Below are 18579 nucleotides of genomic sequence, written 5' to 3'. Positions count from 1 at the left end.
TATCACCAACGGTTTTTTTAATTAAGAAGCAGGAGTTAGAATAATGAAAAAACTAATTTTATTAACTCACCAGTATCCATTTAATCAAAGTGAAGCATTTTTGGAGACGGAAATACCATTTCTTAGTCAGGTTTTTGATGAGATACACATATTTCCAATAAATATATCTAAGAGTTCAGCGAGACCGACAAGAGAATTACCATCAAATGCTTCGATTCATTTTTTGAATGATTTTGACCAAAAAGGTACCCTTAAAAGGGGTAAGAGGATAGTTAGTGCCCTTTTTGACACTCAATGTATGAAGTGGTTGTCTCAAGAATTGCCTTTCTTTAAAAAGCATGGAATGAAGGGATATATTAACGCTTTAAATTGGATAAGTATTGCAAAGGTCGTTAAAGATTCCATTAAAAAAGAGCTCCAATTAGAGCTAGGTGAAACAATCATCTATTCGTATTGGCAAAATCCTGGAGCTTTAGGTGCAGTTATGCTAAAAGAGCATATCCGTATTCCTGTTGTTTCAAGAGCACACGGTGGAGACTTATATTTGGAACGTTACAATCCTGCTTATATTCCTTTTCAATTCAATGTCATTCATAAGCTGAATCAATTATTTTTAATTTCACAAAATGGTTATGACTATTTATACGAAAAAGACCAAACAGTAGGCTCTATCTTGGAAATAAGCAGATTGGGTACTTTAAACAAGAATATAAAGGCTACATTTTCTGATGACAACATTCTTCGGATCGTTACCTGTTCGTATATGGTGCCTGTAAAAAGACTTCATTTACTTCTTGAAGCACTAAAGTTGGTAGATTTTCCAGTTGAGTGGAGACATATTGGTGGCGGACCACTCGAAAATGAGTTGAAAGAAAAGGCAAAAAGCTTACCTTCAAATAGTAAGGTAAGGTTTTTAGGGAACCTTTCCAATACTGAAGTATTAGAGAACTATCAAAAAGAAGCGGCCGATCTATTTATCAATGTAAGTGAGAGCGAAGGGATTCCTGTCTCGATTATGGAAGCATTTAGTTGTGGTATTCCAGTCATGGCAACAGATGTGGGAGGAACCTCGGAGCTTGTAGATAATAGCAGCGGGAAGTTAATTGAAAAAGATATAAAGCCAGAAAAATTGGCAAAATATCTTACTGAGTATAGAAATCTAACGAGCATTGAAAAACAGAAAAGAAGCACGTCTGCATTTACCATTTGGAACTCTAGGTATAATGCGGAACTCAACTATCGAGATTTTTCAACAAGATTAGAAAACATATTGGAGAATGCAAATGAAAGCCAACAACAAAAAGTTTATCTCAGATAGCATCATTACACTGACTCGGCAGGTCATGAATATTGGCATTGGAATTCTTCTGCTTGTCGTGTTAACTCGTTTCCTAGGGCCGGTTGATCAAGGTAAATATTCTCTTGTAACACTACTACCTTTGATGCTCATGATGTTTATCAGCATTGGGATTAATACATCAACGATTTATTTTGTTAGTAAAAACAAATTTCTTTTGGAGACCGTTCTTAAAACAAATATTTTAGTCGGAATTTTATTGAGTTTGGTTGCCGTTGTAGCAGGACTCGTGGTTATTGTTTTCTTCTCTGAAGCCTTATTTGAAGGAGTTGAAATTTCATTACTCTATATGGTCTTGTTTTCAATTCCGTTTATCTTTTTAAAGGAATTTCTCCAAACGATATTTCACGGTCTACAGGATTTTAAAAGCTATAATACGTTGATGATTATTAATCAGTTTGCCATATTAGGGTTTATCTCATTATTTATCATTGTTCTTGATTATGGACTTATAGGAGCTATTATAGGCTTTGTGTTAGGGAATATTACGACTGTCTTTGTTATCTTATATTTGTTACTTAAGAAAAAACAGTTAAGATTATCATCAGGACAATTTTCAAGACCTTATTTAAAGGAATCAGTCGACTATGGATTTAAGGCTTATGTAAGTAATCTTGCCACTTTTTTAAACTACAGATTGGACGTTTTTATAGTTGGTTATTTCCTTTCTCCTGCTTCAGTCGGGATTTACACGGTTGCAGTGAATGTAGGAGAAAGGATTACAATGGTTTCGACAGCTATTTCTAGTGTTCTGTTTCCTAAAATAGCCTCTGAAGATACAGAGGATGCACGAAACAGACTGACTTCTATTGTAAGTAGGAATGTACTTCTTATTTCGATTTTAGCTTCTATTGCTTTATTAATCGTATCTGATTTCGTTATTGGATTATTCTTTGGCAGAGAATATATACAGAGTTCCGATGTATTAAAAATTATTATGATTGGAATCATTTTTCTATCAGTCGAAAAGATTTTTTCTAACGATATCGCGGGCCGAGGTAAGCCGGAAATTAATATGTATACATCAATTTTTAATGTTATTATGAATGTTGGATTAAATATTCTTCTAATTCCTCAATTTGGGATTATGGGATCTGCGTATGCAACAACGATAACCTATTTTATAAGCTTCATTATTAAATTGATTATATTTAGAAAAATCAGTAGTCAATCGTATAGTAAATTGTTATTAATTCAAAAAGAAGATATTGTATTATACAAATCTTTGCTTAAAGCTATTCAGAAAAAAATACGTGTTAACGTAGCAAGGAAGGGATCTTCGTGAATATATTACTAACTGGTGGTGCCGGTTTTATTGGAACATATACAAAAGAACTGTTGAAGAAAGAAGGCCATAATGTTGTTATCTTTGATAACTTTATTACTGGTAGTCGTGAAAATATCCAATCTGATGACTGTTTGGTTGAAGGAGATGTAAGAGAAATCAATCAAATAAGCAATCAATATTTGAAGAATATCGATACGATTATTCATTTAGCAGCCCAGACGAGTGTACCTGATTCAGTAAAAGACCCAGTTTACGACATGCATATCAATATTGAAGGCACTTTAAACATTCTCAGGTTTGCAAAATCAAACAATGTTAAACGAATCATTTTTGCATCCACTGCAGCTGTTTACGGAGATAATGAAAGTCTCCCAATTAAAGAAGACGAAAAACTAGCACCAACTTCTCCATATGGAATTTCAAAAATGGCAAGTGAGTATTACATCGGGACGTTCTGCGAGCAAAATAATATCGACCATATCATATTAAGGTATGCGAATGTATATGGGCCGAAACAATCTGAAAAAGGTGAAGGTGGGGTTGTTAAAATATTTATTGAAAATATTTTGGCTGGACTTCCTTTAACCATATACGGAGACGGTTCTCAAACAAGAGATTTTATTTATGTTGAAGATATCGCTAGAGCTCATTTGCATGCACTTAATGCCAAAAGTGGAATTTATAACATTAGTTCGAATACCGAATTATCCGTTAATGAGCTATATAATACTATAACGAAGTTAATGCAGATGGATATAAGACCTCAGTATAAGGATGAACGCGAAGGTGATATTTATCGAAGTTCACTAGATAATTCTCAGTTTAAAGAATTGACTAAATGGAAGCCTGTTTTTTCAATTGAGGAAGGCCTAGCATTAACTTTGAAAGTAATGGAATAATAACGATATAGAAATTAATGAAATTGTAATGAAGTTGTAAAACAACATTCGATGAAAGTAATTGTAATTTTAGTAAAAACCTTTAAAATATAAATGTTGACCCCAAATCTTTAAAGAATAGGGTCAAAATTTATCGATTGACTACGAATTTTGTAGTATAGAATAAGGAATAGATAAATTATCTGTATCAAGATAATTGATTTCTTAATAAAAAAGTGAGGTCCTTTAAATGTCAGTACAGCTTAATGAAAATGGTCGTGAGCTATTAAACAAAATAGAAAATCGCCAAGCTACAATTGGTGTAGTTGGCTTGGGTTACGTTGGTCTCCCTCTTGCAGTAGAAAAAGCAAGAGCAGGTTATCGTGTAATTGGGTTCGATGTTCAACAAAAAAGAGTTGATATGGTTAATGAAGGTATTAATTATATTGGTGATGTTGTTGATGAAGAGTTAAAAGAATTTACTGCAGAAGGAAAATTAGTTGCAACTACGGATTATTCTAGAATTCAAGAGGTAGACGCAGTAGCTATTTGTGTACCAACACCACTTGACACGTATCAACAGCCGGATACTTCATATGTTGAAAGTTCTGGTAAAGAAATATCAAAATATATGCATAAAGAAATGTTAATCGTACTTGAAAGTACAACCTACCCTGGTACTACTGAAGAGGTATTAAAGCCAATATTTGAGGGAACAGGTTTAGTATGTGGGGAGGACTTTTTCTTAGCATATTCACCTGAACGTGTTGATCCAGGGAATAAATTTTATAATACAAAAAACACGCCTAAAGTAGTCGGTGGGATTACACCAGCATGTACTACAATTGCTGCTGCTATGTATTCAAATGTTTTAGAAGGGGATGTACATCAGGTTTCAAGTCCAGCGGTTGCTGAGATGGAAAAAATCCTTGAAAACACTTTTAGACATATTAACATTGCATTAGCAAATGAAATGGCGATTTTATGTAATAAGATGGGCATTGATGTTTGGGAAGTTATTGATGCTGCTGCGACAAAACCATATGGATTTATGCCATTCTATCCAGGACCAGGACTTGGTGGACACTGTATTCCAATCGATCCATTCTATCTAACATGGAAAGCAAGAGAGTATAATTACCATACAAGACTTATTGAACTAGCTGGAGAAATTAATAACAGCATGCCTGACTTTGTTATTGATCGTTGTATGCAAATATTGAATAAAGAGAAAAAGGCTCTAAACGGTTCAAAGGTACTTGTTTTGGGTGTTGCTTATAAGAAAGATATTGATGATGTAAGGGAATCTCCAGCTTTATTAATCCTAGATGAACTTGAAAAAGCTGGTGCTGACTTTAATGTAGTGGATCCGCATGTTCCTTCTTTTAGACTAAATGGAAGAACAATTGAACCATTACAGCTGAATGAAGAATTGTTAGAAGAAGCTGACTTAGTTATAATCACAACAAACCATTCAGCTTTTGATTATCAATTAATTGCTGAAAAATCTAAGGTGATTTTTGATACTAGAAATGCACTTAAAGAGTACTCAACAGATCACGCAAAATATTACCGTTTGTAAAAAGTGTAAGCCAGACCTATTTTGGTCTGGTTTATGCACGTTATGATATATGAGGTGGATTTTTATATGAAGGTTTGTCATTTTACGTCAGCTCATCCGGCAAAGGATATTCGTATTTTCATAAAAGAGTGCCAATCATTAGCAAAAGCTGGACATGACGTATCTTTAGTTGTTGCTAACGCTGAAACAGAAGAAGATAAAGGCGTACATATTATTGGGGTAAAGTCCAATAGTAAAGGTAAATTATCAAGAATGTTAAAAACTACTGTGAGTGTGTATAAGACAGCGCTAAAACAAAATGCGGATGTCTATCATTTCCACGACCCAGAGTTACTTCCTTTTGGGTTATTATTAAAATCAAAGGGAAAAAGGGTCATATATGACGTTCATGAAGATGTTCCACGACAAATTCTCTCAAAGGCTTGGATTCCAAAGGCTTTAAGGGGTATTATTTCTTGGACATTTGAAAAATTCGAGAACTTTGCCGCAAAACGATTTTCTGCCATTGTTGGCGCAACACCATATATAACAGAGCGATTTGTTAATATGGGTTGTCATGCTGTTAATGTAAACAATTATCCTGTTCTTAGTGAACTTTATATACCTGAAACGAATTGGTCTCAGAAAACTAAGGCTGTTTGCTATATTGGTGGAATCAATGAAATACGTGGTGCAAAAGAAATGGTTGAGGCCATTGGTAAAACCGATGCAAAGCTGTTTGTTGGTGGAAAGTTTTCTCCTCCATCATTAAAGGAGAACTTAATGACAACAGATGGTTGGAAAAATGTAATTGACTTAGGTTTTGTAAGTAGAGAAAAAGTTGCAGAAACACTATCTAATTCTTACTCAGGACTTGTTTTATTTCATCCTAAGCCAAACCATATTAATGCACAGCCAAATAAAATGTTTGAATACATGTCGGCTGGGATTCCAGTAATCTCTTCTAACTTCGATTTATGGAAACAAATAATAGAAGGTAATAACTGCGGAATCTGTGTCAATCCATTAGACCCTAATGCTATAGCAGAAGCAATTTCATGGATTGTTGATCATCCAGAAGAAGCAAAGCAAATGGGTGTCAATGGTAGACAAGCTATTGAACAGCAATATAATTGGGAGCAAGAAAGTATAAAATTAGTTGGTTTATATGAATCAATCTAATAATTGAACAATAGAGGTGGTGTAATCTCTTTTGAAGATATGGATTTTAAACCATGTTGCGCTAAAACCGAATGAAAGTGGTATTACAAGGCATTATGATATTTCAAAGGTTTTAGAGCAACAGGGGCATGATATCACCATTTTTGCTAGCAGTTTTTTAGCCTATATGTTTAAATGGCGAGATCCTAACAGGAAAAATTACCAAGAAAACGTGAATGGTGTTCTATTCGAATGGCTATGGACTTTTCCATACAAGGGAAACGGAGTCAGGCGAATTATAAATATGATTAGTTACTTTTTTATGTCCATTTTCCGCGGTTTACAAAAGAAGGAGAAACCTGATGCTATTGTTGGTTCCTCTGTCCATTTGTTCGCTTGTTTAGCAGGATATTATTTAAGTAAATGGAAAAAGGCAACGTATATCGTTGAAATTCGAGATTTATGGCCGAGAACTTTAATTGATTTCGGCTCGATGTCAGAGAGACATCCTGCGGCAATCATGTTTGGAGCCATTGAAAAATTTGTGTATAAACGGGCTGATCGAATTATTGTTACTTTGCCCGGTGCTATAGATTACATAAGTAGTTTAGGAATTGATAAAAATAAAATTTATTACATTCCGAATGGTATTAATCTTGAACGTGAGCAAGAATTAAGCAAGAAACCATCACTAACTGACGAGATTAATGAAATTAAGGAGAAGCACGGAAAGGTAGCTATGTATGTTGGTGCACATGGTATGGCAAATTCTCTCGAAACTATTGTTGAGAGTGCCGCTTATATACCGAGTGATCAGGTTGCATATGTTTTTGTAGGAGATGGACCAGAGAAACCTAAATTAAAAGCAATGGCTAAAGAATTTGATCATGTTTACTTTTTCGATAGCATTCCGAAACATGAAGTACTATCTACCCTTTCAATGGCAGATGTTTTAGTGGTTTCAATGCTAAATACTCCTTTGTATAAATACGGAATTAGTTTAAATAAATTAAATGATTATTTATTGGTTGGAAAGCCCGTACTATTTGCTGGCAACGTATTAAATAATATTATTAACAATGCGAATGCCGGTATTACAGTAGAGCCAGAAAATGCTGAGGCAATGGCCAATGGGATAAAAGAATTGCTCGAATTAACAACAGAAGATAAAGAGCGTATTAAAGAAAATAGCTATAAATATCTTGTTGAAAATCATGATATGAAAAAATTAGCGAAGATGTTTTTAGACATATGTCAATTAAACACTAACACTGTGAAGAAAAGAGGAATTGGATCATGAAAGTACCTATGCTAGATTTAACTGAACAGTATCAAGGTTTAAAAGGTCAAATTAGTGAAGCGCTTGATCAAGTTATGTCAAAAGCCCATTTTATTCTTGGAGACAATGTGAAAAGTTTAGAACAAGATGTGGCCAAATACAGTAATGTCGGCTACGGCGTTGGTGTTGCGAACGGTAGTGATGCATTACATATTTCGCTTTTAGGCTGTGGTGTTGAAGAAGGAGATGAAGTAATTGCTCCATCATTTACTTTCTTTGCAACGGCAGGAGCAATAGCACGTATTGGAGCAAAGCCTGTTTTTGTTGACATTAATCCAAAGACCTTTAACATTGACCCTTCTAAAATTGAAGCAGCAATCACAGAAAAAACAAAAGCCATCATACCCGTTCATCTTTATGGACAAATGGTAGATATGGACCCAATTGTAGAAATTGCAAAAAAACATAACCTTGCTATCATTGAAGACGCTGCACAAGCAATCGGAGCTACTTATAAAGGAAAATCAGTTGGAGAATTAGGAACAACAGCTTGCTATAGCTTTTTCCCAACTAAAAATTTAGGTGCTTATGGTGATGCAGGGATGATTGTAACGGACGACGCTGATATTGCAGAGCGTATGCGCGTGATTCGTGTGCATGGAAGTAAGCCAAAGTATTATCACCATGTTCTAGGCTATAATAGTCGTTTGGATGAACTCCAAGCAGCTATTTTAAATGTTAAGTTTCCGCATCTTGATGAATGGAATAATCTTCGTCATGAAAAGGCAAACACCTATACAGAACTATTAAATGAACAGCTTGGGGATAAGGTAATAACCCCTTATCAGGACGAAAATTGTCATCATATTTTTCATCAATATACAATTCGTGTTGAGCGAAGAGATGAGCTACAGGCATACCTGAAGGAACAAGGAGTAGAAACGATGATTTATTATCCAAAACCACTTCACCTTCAGCCGGTATTCTCAAATCTTGGTTATAAAGAGGGAGATTTACCTGAAACTGAAAAGGCGTGTCAGGAAGCTTTATCATTACCAATGTTCCCTGAATTAAAATCTGAACAGCAAGAATATGTTGTGAGCAAAATCGCTAGCTTTTACAAAGGGGAGTAGGAAATGAAAAAAATTGTTACAATTGTAGGCGCTCGTCCACAATTTATTAAAGTGGCTCCTGTCTCTCGAGTGTTACGCCAATCTTTTCAAGAGGTACTAGTTCATACGGGGCAACACTATGATCATAAAATGGCAGGTGTTTTCTTTGAGCAATTAAATATTCCTCAGCCTGACTATAATCTGGGAGTTGGTTCGGCAAATCACGGTGCGCAAACCGGTGAAATGATTATTAAAATTGAGGAAGTGCTTCTAAAGGAAGAACCTGACGCAGTTCTAGTCTATGGTGATACAAACTCAACTCTAGCAGCTGCCATCGCTGCTAGTAAGCTTCATATACCAATCTTCCATATTGAAGCGGGATTAAGGAGCTTTAACAGAGTGATGCCAGAAGAAATAAATCGTGTACTCACTGATCATGTTTCTTCGTTGCTATTTGCACCGACCGAGGTTGCTGTTAAGAACCTAGCTACAGAGGGAACATCTAGTGGCGTTCATAATGTCGGGGATGTCATGTACGATGCAGTGATCTATAACGCGAAAATTGCGCAAGAAAATCATAAAATTGAGGACTTCGGTATTAATGAAGAGTTCATTTTAGCTACTATCCACCGTGCAGAAAATACTGATGATCCTGAGAGACTTAAAGCTATCTTTATGTCATTAAATAAATTAAGTAAGAAAGTAATATTACCATTACATCCAAGAACTGAAAAGAAGCTAAAAGAACAGGGTATATTTGATCTAGTTGAAAATTCAACTACAATTAAAATCATTGAGCCTGCACCATACCTAGAGATGCTTTTCCTTGAATCTAATGCAAGTGCAATTGTAACTGATTCAGGAGGAGTACAAAAAGAAGCTTACTTTGCTAAAGTACCTTGTTTTACATTGCGTGATCAAACTGAATGGGTTGAGACCGTTAATGTTGGTTGGAATACACTAGTAAATCCAATCAAGGACGATTTGAAAGAACTTGTTGATTCGTATGAAGAAAAGCCTTATGTTGAGGGTTTGTATGGTGATGGAAAAGCTTCTGAAAAAATAGTTGAGTATATTAAAAATTTTCTTTGATTGAAGGTGACCTTATGTCAGTAGAAAAAGGGCAAAATGTCCTAATTAAGGATAATGTAGAAATTGGGCAGAATGTTCGGATTGGTAATAATGTTATTATCTATGAAGGGTCACGAATCGGAGATAATGTTGTCATACAAGACAATGTTGTGATTGGTAAAATGCCTGCTAGAGCAAAGAATTCAATCTTACCAGAGGTTGGAGAACTTCCTCCTACGATTATCGGGTCAGGCTGTACGATTGGAACATCTTCCATTATTTACGCAAATGCGACAATAGGAAATGACGTATTTGTAGCTGACTTAGCAACGATTCGTGAGAGAGTTACAATTGGTGAACGGACTATCGTTGGCCGCGGTGTCGCTGTTGAAAATGATTGTACAATTGGAGTGAAATGCAAGCTCGAAACCAATTGTTATATTACAGCCTATTCAACACTTGAAGATAATGTGTTTATAGCACCATGTGTTGTTACAACAAATGATAATTATATGGCTAGATCTGCAGAACGATTAGGTAAGTTCAAAGGTATAACCGTTAAAAAAGGCGGCCGTATTGGTGCTAACTCAACTATCCTTCCAGGAAAGGTCATTCATGAAGACGGTGCTGTTGGTGCAGGGAGTTTAGTGACGAAGGATGTAGAGCAAGAAGAGTTGGTTATTGGTTCACCGGCGAAGAAATTACGCAATGTCCCAGAGAGCCAGTTATTAAAAAATCAATAAAAAAAGGAAAAAGTCACAAATGCATTCATTTTGTGACTTTTTCTTTAGATATATATTATGAATTATGATATCTTCTTGATATTTTGTCCATAACTTGAAATAATATAAAAGTATTTTCTTATATTTTTGGGAAACAGGGGGCAAAGATGAAACGAACACACAAGCGAAAGAATTTGATAGCACAAATCATCCTTTCTGTTATTGTCTCACTTGTGTTAGGTTGGTATGTTGTTAACATCCATTCCATCTCAAGTTATAAAATAAATGTAATTTTAGTATTGGTTGTCGCTGCAGGTATGGTTGGCTTATACATTTTTAAAAAATATATCATAAATAAAAGTCCGCTCTTCATTGTTTTGATGTATTTGTTAATCATGAGCAGTTTTGTAGGAGCTATAGTTTCTATCGATTTAGGGCCTTTTAGTTTATTTCCATACCGGGTCTTATTCTTATTTATAGCTGGGATAAGTATTATCAAAATATATCTTAGTAAGTTTTCACTAACAAATGATGCATTTGTAAAAGGGATTCTGACTTTCCTTCTATTTTGGATTGTGTATGCTTTTATTTCTTTACTGTGGGTTAAAGATTTGACAAGTGGTATAAAGGATATTGTATTTCTTCTATTTGGTATCGGGATTATTTTCATAGTAGTCGCCTATCTAGTTCGAGAAAAACATTACATAAGCTTTTATTATATTTGGTTATTGATGGCTGCCTTTCTTTTACTTATCGGTTTAATCAATCACTTTTTACAGATTCATTTACCAGTTTCTCGGATATACACTGCATCAGCGTATCAAAAAACAATTCCGACAGCTGTTTTTACAAATGAAAATGATTATGCTAGCTTTGTAACAATTAGTGTTTTTCTATGTTTGGCGTTTATGAATCATTATAGGAGATTGGTATCCGTTTTAGCAGGGCTCGGTTTTATTGGAATAAGCTTATACATCATAATGGTAACCTCATCACGGGCAAATTTACTTGCTGTAATGATCAGTTTTGCATTTTGGTACTTGATTATTGCAGATAAGAAAACAAAAATTAGCTTGCTTAGATTACTTGTAATAGCAGGACCAGTGGTCATCTTGATCTTCTTTAACCGAGTGCTTTCTATTTTACAAAAGGTGATACATGAAATCACAAGTTTAAATATAGGACAGGCCTCAGCTGAGGGTGGATCCGTGGAAATCAGGGTTAATCTTTTAAAAAATGTTCTTGTCTTTTTACAAGAGACATTTGGATTTGGTGTAGGTGCAGGGAACGCCGAATATTACATGCAACATTTCCAAGTCTTTAATACATACGGGGATTTTAACATACACAATTGGTGGGCAGAAATATTAGTTAATTATGGTTTACTCATATTCACTATTTATGTTTTAATCTACTTATGTTTAATTTATAAGCTATATCACGTTTATAAAAATGCATTAACCAAGAATATAAAGATGATTAGTGAAGGGTTGTTTATGGGCTTGATTACTTTTGCATTAGCAAGTATTAGTCCAAGCTCCATGATGGCTTTGCCTTATAATTGGTTACTATTTGCATTTGTAATAGGTTTTATTAATTTTTATCAAAATTATAGTCATACAAAACTGGAGGAAAACGATGTTGGTTTTAAAAAATGACTTTGTAAAAAATGTTTTTAAAAGGATGAAAAGATTGGCGATATTAATGATTTTATTGCCGATTTTAACAGCGGTTATTGCTTATTTTCTTCAGCCGAACACTTCTGTATCTTATACAGGAACTGCTGAAGTTATGCTCGGTAATTTCCAAAAAGAGGGTCTGACTCATCAGGAATTAATGCGTGATCAAATTCCTAACCGTGCATTTTTAACCTATTTGGACGAAAAACATCACTTAAATTTAGATACGGACTATGTACTTTCAAACCTAACAGTAAGTGCTAAGCCAGGTAAAGTTCTTGAGTTTACCATGGTAGGGCCGGATAAACTTAAAGTAATTAATCAGCTTGAATTACTTATTCAAGGCTTTATAAAAGAAAGTAATAGGGTCCAAGGTGATGAAATATCACTCATCGAAAATAAAATTGCGGAAATAGAAAATATAAACGCATCTACTGAAGAACTTATATCAAAAGAAAGATTTTTATATGACCTAAATGATAAGCTTAAATCAATACAAATGTCTACAGTCTTGAACAAGGATGTCCAAGTGATATCTACGGATAGCAATAATCCAACACAACGAGCAATCCTTGGTTTTCTAGTGGGAATTATGATAAATATTGTCATTTTAATCTTCCCTGAGTTGTTTAAGGAAGAAAAATAAGAAAAGAACCTCCGTTTGGAGGTTCTTTTCTTATTGATTTTTTTCATTATAAGTTGTTTCATTCGTTTCAGGAGGTAAAAGCTCCAAGTGCTGTTTCAATTCTGTTTGGATTTCCTCTAGATTTTGATCATCAGGGTCAAAGTAATAAATAGAGTTTATATCCAAATCGTAGCCCTGAAGTGCAAGTTGTTCAATACGAGAAGAATTAAAATCAGCAAACTTTTGTCTAAATGCAATTGCTTCTCTTATTTTAATATTTGTTTCTACATTCTTGCCAATTTCTTTTGCAATATCATCAATTTTCGTAATTGTTTTTGGTGATGATAATTTATCAATTACACTTGTTACAATTTGTTTTTGACGATCATTTCTACCAAAGTCACCACGGGGGTCCTTCTTTCTCATTCGTGCATAAACTAATGCTTCTTCACCGTCTAATTCCATTTCTCCCTCGGTAAAGTAGAATCTTTCCCATTTTGCATTAATATCATTAAAATCGAATGGAACATCAACGGTAACTCCACCCAATAAATCAACGATACTGATAAAACCATCAAAATTTACTGTAACAAAATAATCAATAGGTATATCTAGAAAGCCCTCAACTGTTTCAATGGTTAGTTCTTTGCCACCTTCAGAATATGAATGATTTATTTTATCTTTGTATCCAAGATCTCCAATTTTAACTCTTGTATCACGAGGAATACTGAGCAATTTCATAGTTTGGTCTGATGGGTTAAAAGTTGCAACCATGATGGTATCAGACCTACCCCTATCATACTCATCCGTATAATTTTCAATACCAAGAAGTAGAATTGAAACTGGGTCATTTGAAATGTGAACTGGTTCTTCTCTAAGCTCAGATTTCCCATCAATACGATTTTCGATTTCTGTATAGGATTCTTTTGCCGCATTATATGTTTGATAGAGAATATATCCAGCAGCTGAACCTATGATTACTAAAAGAAATAGGAATACTGCAAGGATTCTACGTCTCCTTACTTTACGTTTTCGTTTCTTAATGGCTTCTCTGTTCTTTTTTTCATATTTATTCATACCACTTCTCCTCAATTTATCTGAGTCACACTACATATCTGTCTCTAAATACTCCACATTCCCCGAAGAAATATCTGCTTGTCCATTTGTTAGCTCAGTCATCCATTCAGTGAATTGGGGTGTTTGGTTCTCTTCTACATAGGTTTCGATTTCTACTGCGTCAATATACTTGATTTCTTTGATTTGGTAAATGGACGAGCGAAGTTCGTTTTCGACTTTGCCCAGCCAAGTGTAATCGATTTTCGTATGCATAATTCTCATTAGCTTGCGCTCTACGATTCCAGTTGCTTGGAGGCCTTCTGAGGTTGCTTTTCCATATGCGCGGATAAGTCCCCCTGCTCCTAATTTTATTCCTCCAAAATACCTAGTTATGACAACAACTGTATCTTTTAAATGTTTTTTCTTAAGGACTTCTAAGATTGGCACACCAGCAGTTCCACTTGGTTCGCCATCATCGTTTGCTTTTTGAATTTGATCGTTTTCTCCAATGAGATAAGCGGAACAATTATGGGTTGCATCCCAGTTTTGTTTTTTTACTTTTTGGATGAATTCTTGAGCCTCTAGTTCGGTTGTAGCGCGGTCAATATATGCAATAAAGCGTGATTTTTGAATATTTATTTCATGCTCGCCATACCCTTTTACTGTATAATAGGAATGAAGCATTATGAAATACCTCCTATCCTGGGCTTTGTTGCGAAAAATAGGCTTGGTAAAAGTAGTGCGACGTAATTCGACACTAATCTAGTTTTTCTGTAATTTTTTGCCCATTCTTCTATTATAAAACGACATAATTTTTACATCAATGGTTTGTTTTTGGCATAGGCTGAATGTAATACAAATGTAACTGTTATGAAACGCTGTAAAAAACAAATCCGTATATAATTTAGATGGAGGTGGAGAGATGGCCACCAAGGGGCTTGATAGTAAAGTTCTGGATTCAATATTGGAAAAAATGGTTCATACCGTTGATCATAGTAAAGAAGAGATTTTTCGGATTGGTGAGCAATCACGCCAAGAATTTATCAGTTTAACGGACGAGTTAAAGGAAATTAAAGAACGTGTTGGGACGATTATTGATGAAGTGGATAAGCTAGAAATCCATACTCGTTTTGCAAGGAAACGGCTCTCTGAGGTTAGTAGCCATTTTAATAAGTATTCAGAAGAGGAAATACGCAATGCATATGAAAAGGCTCATGACCTGCAGATGCAATTGACTGTTGTAAGGCAAGAAGAAAAGCAGCTGCGCGAGCGTCGTGATGAGCTTGAAAGACGTCTAGTAGGCCTAAATGAAACAATTGAGCGTGCGGATCATCTTGTCGGTCAAATTTCCGTTGTTCTCAATTATTTAAATAGTGATTTTAAAATGGTTGGCGAGATTTTAGAGGATGCCAAGCAAAAGCAGGCATTCGGACTTAAGATCATTGAAGCGCAGGAAGAAGAACGTCGTAAGCTTTCTCGTGAGATTCATGATGGACCAGCCCAGATGCTAGCGAATGTGATGCTGCGTTCCCAAATTATCGATAAGGTCTACCGCGAAAGCCCTGAGCAAGGCGTGAAGGAAATTCATGATTTGCGTAAAATGGTTCGGTCGGCGCTGTATGAGGTTCGTCGAATTATTTATGACTTACGTCCGATGGCATTGGATGATCTTGGATTAGTACCTACCCTCAAAAAGTACCTATCCACGATCGAAGAATATAATGGAGACACTACGATTTCTTTTACATTTATTGGTTCGGAGCAGAGAATACCTTCAAAATTTGAGGTAGCTCTATTCCGTATGGTTCAGGAAGCTGTCCAAAATGCACTAAAACATGCGGAGGCTCGTGAAATCGCAGTTAAGCTTGAGATAAGTAGAAATCATGTAACGGTTATCGTAAAAGACAATGGAAAAGGCTTTGATATTCGCGAAAAGAAAAAAGACTCGTTCGGCTTAATTGGGATGAGAGAACGAGTAGATTTACTAGATGGAAATCTTACCATTGATTCAAGTGTTGGTGCTGGTACAATTGTAATGATACAAGTACCGATTGAAGTTTGATTTTCCCTTTTCAATCCGTGAGAAAATTTCGGTAATTCATGATACGTTACAAGAAATGGTCCAACTACTATTAGCTGCTTATTTATATAGGAAAAACAAGAATAATCTTACTAATATTGTCTGTTAATACTGCTTTAGGAGTATTGACCGAAATTGCCTCGATTGTAAAATGAAAGGGGGAGGCGTTATTTATGAAAACAAGCATAGTTATTATTGATGATCACCAATTATTTCGCGAAGGTGTAAAACGAATACTAGATTTTGAACCAACCTTTCAAGTCGTAGCAGAGGGTGACGATGGGGAACAGGCACTAGCACTCATTGAGCAGCATAAGCCTGATGTTGTCATCATGGATATCAATATGCCGAACTTGAATGGGATTGAAGCGACGAAACAATTGATTGACACTTACCCTGATACGAAGGTCATTATTTTATCCATCCACGATGATGAAAGCTATGTGACGCATGCCCTTAAAACTGGAGCAACTGGTTATTTATTAAAAGAAATGGATGCGGATTCTCTAGTCGAAGCGGTTAAAGTTGTCGCAGAGGGTGGATCTTACTTGCATCCAAGAGTAACGCATAACCTAGTAAAAGAATTCCGTCGACTTGCAGTTGCAAGTGGTCAATCCGTTTCAGCGCATTCTCATGCAGCGGTAGAGGTTCGCCGTCCATTGCATCTATTAACGAGAAGAGAATGTGAGGTTCTCCAGTTATTAACGGATGGACGTAGCAACCGCGGTATTGGTGACGACCTATATATCAGTGAAAAAACGGTTAAAAACCACGTAAGTAATATTCTACAAAAAATGAACGTAAATGACCGTACTCAAGCCGTTGTAGTTGCAATTAAAAATGGCTGGGTTGAGGTTAAATAATAGAATACGAATAAAGTAGAAGGCCGAGCTCTTGTGATGGAGCTTGGCTTTTTGTTTTTTATGGGAATGGTGTGATGTTTATAGTAAAATTTAGCTATAAGTAAATAGGAAGTGATAATAAAATGAAGAAGAATAGTGTATTTCATTTTTTAGGAGAGTTCTCAAGCCAATTAGAAGAAGCAGCATTAAGGGTAGAAGCTCTATTATGGGAACAACCACAGGTGGCTTTAACTCAAGCGCGCTTATTCGGAGAATTAATTGTTACGATGATTTTGGAGCAAGAGAATATGAACGAAGGATTTGCACTCACACAGGTACAAAAGATTAGAAAGTTATATAGTCATGATATTATTTCTGACGACGTATATAAAAAGCTAGAATATATCAGAAAGAATGGCAATATTGCGGTTCATCAAGTGGTTGAGATAGACCAAGAAGTAGCAAAAGAAGCACATCGGACCATTTTTGACTTAGGGGTATGGTACGCAGAAGTCTATGTAAGCCACACCTTTACAGCACCTGCATACAAATTACCTTCCCAGCGAATCCAAGACTTTGACGTGATGAGACAATGGATGGACGATTACATTAAAGAAACACAGCAACAGTTAAGGGAAATAGAAGAACAACTAAAGGAATTGAAAGAAGAAAAGAAACAGCAACCAGTTGTTGAAAAGAGATCACATGTTTCTCCGGAAAAGACAAAAGAGCGACATGTTCCCTTGGACAGATTTCAACAAACATTTGAAAAAGTCCACTTTAACTTTACGAACCTTTCAAAAAAAGCGGCTGAATTCCAATTTGATGATTTCAAAACAGGGTTTGTTTATTTATTGGATAATATTAATCCAACAATAACTGTACATCCTTGGTTAGTTGAAAAAGCCAACTTGTTTGAAGAAGTGCAGACGAAACCACTTAAAAATACGGCTTTAAGACGCTTCCCGAAAAAAGAGGAAGACGGCCAACTTAAATCAAATTATGGATATCCATTTACGTTCCAAACAAATGGCGAACTAGAGTTTTTATTGAAGAGAATAATAGAAGTGCTAGAATCTGAAAAGGTAATATAAAATAGTTGGAAGGCTTTCCTCATGTGATGAGGTTAGCCTTTTTTTATTTGCTCAGGAAGGAGAAACTATTAATCTAACTTCATAGCAAATCGTTCTTATTAAAGAAATATCTGTTAAAAAATGCTTGAAATCAAAGAATGAATACGTTATGGTATATACAGATTGTTCTCTTAAAAGAACAAAATCCGAGATGCCCTTTTTTAAAAAGGAGTGAAAATATGCTAAAGAAGACATTAAGATGGAGTGGAAATGTATTATTTGCTTTATTCGTTCTGTTAAGTGTTTTAGTGCTGGTGTCGACCTTTCAATCAAAAAATCAGATTGGACAAGTTCCCTCCATCCTTGGTTTTAAAATCATGACCGTGATGACAGGTAGTATGGAGCCGGAAATACACCCCGGAGATATGATTATCGTCAAGGGGAAGGATCCTAGTAAACTCCAAGTAGAGGACGTCATCACGTATCAAATGAACCAACAAACACTCGTAACACATCGGATCGTTGATTTGGTAAAAAAGGATGGGGAAACCCTTTATCAAACAAAAGGTGATGCCAATAATGTGGTGGATCAAAACTTTGTGTCCTCAGACCAAATTGTAGGCGTTTTAGCTTTTACGATACCTAAGGCTGGGCATTTGGCCCAAATCTTACAAACCCCTACTGGTATTATCATAATCTCTCTTTTAATTTTGTTGATAATAACGCTTGGAATGATCAAAAAGATGCTAACAGCACAGCGAGAAGAAACTAGTCATACATAATGCATTCCACCGT

Annotated in this window: 17 protein-coding genes; 15 read left to right on the top strand and 2 right to left on the bottom strand. The window is 35.4% G+C overall.

Going from position 1 to position 18579, the window contains the following annotated elements; genetic code table 11:
* The first annotated feature begins 43 nt into the window (after positions 1-43).
* The 11 genes from NST91_RS22895 (at position 44) to NST91_RS22845 (ending at position 12754) form a co-directional block, all read left to right on the top strand.
* On the top strand, positions 44-1318 hold the full coding sequence (locus NST91_RS22895; RefSeq protein ID WP_341332993.1) for a glycosyltransferase: 1275 nt from the start codon (positions 44-46) through the stop codon (positions 1316-1318).
* Positions 1284-2642, top strand: a complete 1359-nt coding sequence (locus tag NST91_RS22890; RefSeq protein WP_341332992.1) for a flippase — start codon at positions 1284-1286, stop codon at positions 2640-2642. The genes NST91_RS22895 and NST91_RS22890 overlap by 35 nt, the downstream gene beginning before the upstream one ends.
* Positions 2639-3544, top strand: coding sequence for an NAD-dependent epimerase/dehydratase family protein (locus NST91_RS22885; protein ID WP_341332991.1), 906 nt, complete (start codon positions 2639-2641; stop codon positions 3542-3544). Before NST91_RS22890 ends, NST91_RS22885 begins: the two co-directional genes overlap by 4 nt.
* Before the next feature lie 229 nt (positions 3545-3773).
* Positions 3774-5105 carry a nucleotide sugar dehydrogenase gene (locus NST91_RS22880; RefSeq protein ID WP_341332990.1) on the top strand — a complete coding sequence of 444 codons (1332 nt, stop codon included), beginning with the start codon at positions 3774-3776 and terminating at the stop codon, positions 5103-5105.
* 66 nt (positions 5106-5171) lie between these two features.
* Positions 5172-6266 (top strand): glycosyltransferase family 4 protein, encoded by a 1095-nt coding sequence (locus NST91_RS22875; protein WP_341332989.1) that lies wholly within the window; start codon positions 5172-5174, stop codon positions 6264-6266.
* Between the two features lie 31 nt (positions 6267-6297).
* Positions 6298-7545 (top strand): glycosyltransferase family 4 protein, encoded by a 1248-nt coding sequence (locus tag NST91_RS22870; protein ID WP_341332988.1) that lies wholly within the window; start codon positions 6298-6300, stop codon positions 7543-7545.
* Entirely contained in the window at positions 7542-8657 is a 1116-nt protein-coding gene (locus tag NST91_RS22865; RefSeq protein ID WP_341332987.1) for a DegT/DnrJ/EryC1/StrS family aminotransferase, read from the top strand. The genes NST91_RS22870 and NST91_RS22865 overlap by 4 nt, the downstream gene beginning before the upstream one ends.
* Positions 8658-8660: 3 nt before the next feature.
* Positions 8661-9728: a non-hydrolyzing UDP-N-acetylglucosamine 2-epimerase gene (gene wecB / locus NST91_RS22860; protein ID WP_341332986.1), complete on the top strand. Its 1068-nt coding sequence runs from the start codon at positions 8661-8663 to the stop codon at positions 9726-9728.
* 14 nt (positions 9729-9742) lie between these two features.
* Entirely contained in the window at positions 9743-10450 is a 708-nt protein-coding gene (locus NST91_RS22855; RefSeq protein ID WP_341332985.1) for a DapH/DapD/GlmU-related protein, read from the top strand.
* A gap of 146 nt (positions 10451-10596) precedes the next feature.
* Entirely contained in the window at positions 10597-12087 is a 1491-nt protein-coding gene (locus NST91_RS22850) for an O-antigen ligase family protein (RefSeq protein WP_341332984.1), read from the top strand.
* Positions 12068-12754 (top strand): hypothetical protein, encoded by a 687-nt coding sequence (locus tag NST91_RS22845; protein ID WP_341332983.1) that lies wholly within the window; start codon positions 12068-12070, stop codon positions 12752-12754. Before NST91_RS22850 ends, NST91_RS22845 begins: the two co-directional genes overlap by 20 nt.
* Before the next feature lie 30 nt (positions 12755-12784).
* Here the strand turns inward: NST91_RS22845 and NST91_RS22840 are convergent, their stop codons facing one another.
* Positions 12785-13810 (bottom strand): LCP family protein, encoded by a 1026-nt coding sequence (locus NST91_RS22840; protein WP_341332982.1) that lies wholly within the window; start codon positions 13808-13810, stop codon positions 12785-12787.
* A gap of 30 nt (positions 13811-13840) precedes the next feature.
* Positions 13841-14473: a YigZ family protein gene (locus NST91_RS22835; protein WP_341332981.1), complete on the bottom strand. Its 633-nt coding sequence runs from the start codon at positions 14471-14473 to the stop codon at positions 13841-13843.
* A 238-nt stretch (positions 14474-14711) separates the two neighbouring features.
* Here NST91_RS22835 and NST91_RS22830 point away from each other — a divergent pair, with 238 nt between their 5' ends.
* The 4 genes from NST91_RS22830 to NST91_RS22815 all read left to right on the top strand — a co-directional run bounded on the left by NST91_RS22830 (position 14712) and on the right by NST91_RS22815 (position 18566).
* A complete protein-coding gene (locus tag NST91_RS22830) occupies positions 14712-15851 on the top strand; it encodes a histidine kinase (protein WP_121445763.1) in 1140 nt (379 codons plus the stop codon).
* 191 nt (positions 15852-16042) lie between these two features.
* Complete coding sequence (locus NST91_RS22825; RefSeq protein ID WP_341332980.1) at positions 16043-16732, top strand: response regulator; 690 nt, start codon at positions 16043-16045, stop codon at positions 16730-16732.
* Between the two features lie 122 nt (positions 16733-16854).
* Positions 16855-17805, top strand: a complete 951-nt coding sequence (locus NST91_RS22820) for a DUF4145 domain-containing protein (protein ID WP_341332979.1) — start codon at positions 16855-16857, stop codon at positions 17803-17805.
* Between the two features lie 218 nt (positions 17806-18023).
* Positions 18024-18566, top strand: coding sequence for a signal peptidase I (locus tag NST91_RS22815; protein ID WP_341332978.1), 543 nt, complete (start codon positions 18024-18026; stop codon positions 18564-18566).
* Positions 18567-18579 lie beyond the last annotated feature (13 nt).

Source organism: Ferdinandcohnia sp. FSL W7-1320 (genome assembly GCF_038050315.1).
Lineage (GTDB): Bacteria > Bacillota > Bacilli > Bacillales > Bacillaceae_L > Ferdinandcohnia > Ferdinandcohnia aciditolerans.
Note: the sequence above shows the minus strand (reverse complement) of the source record. Positions and strands in the feature narration are given on the sequence as shown.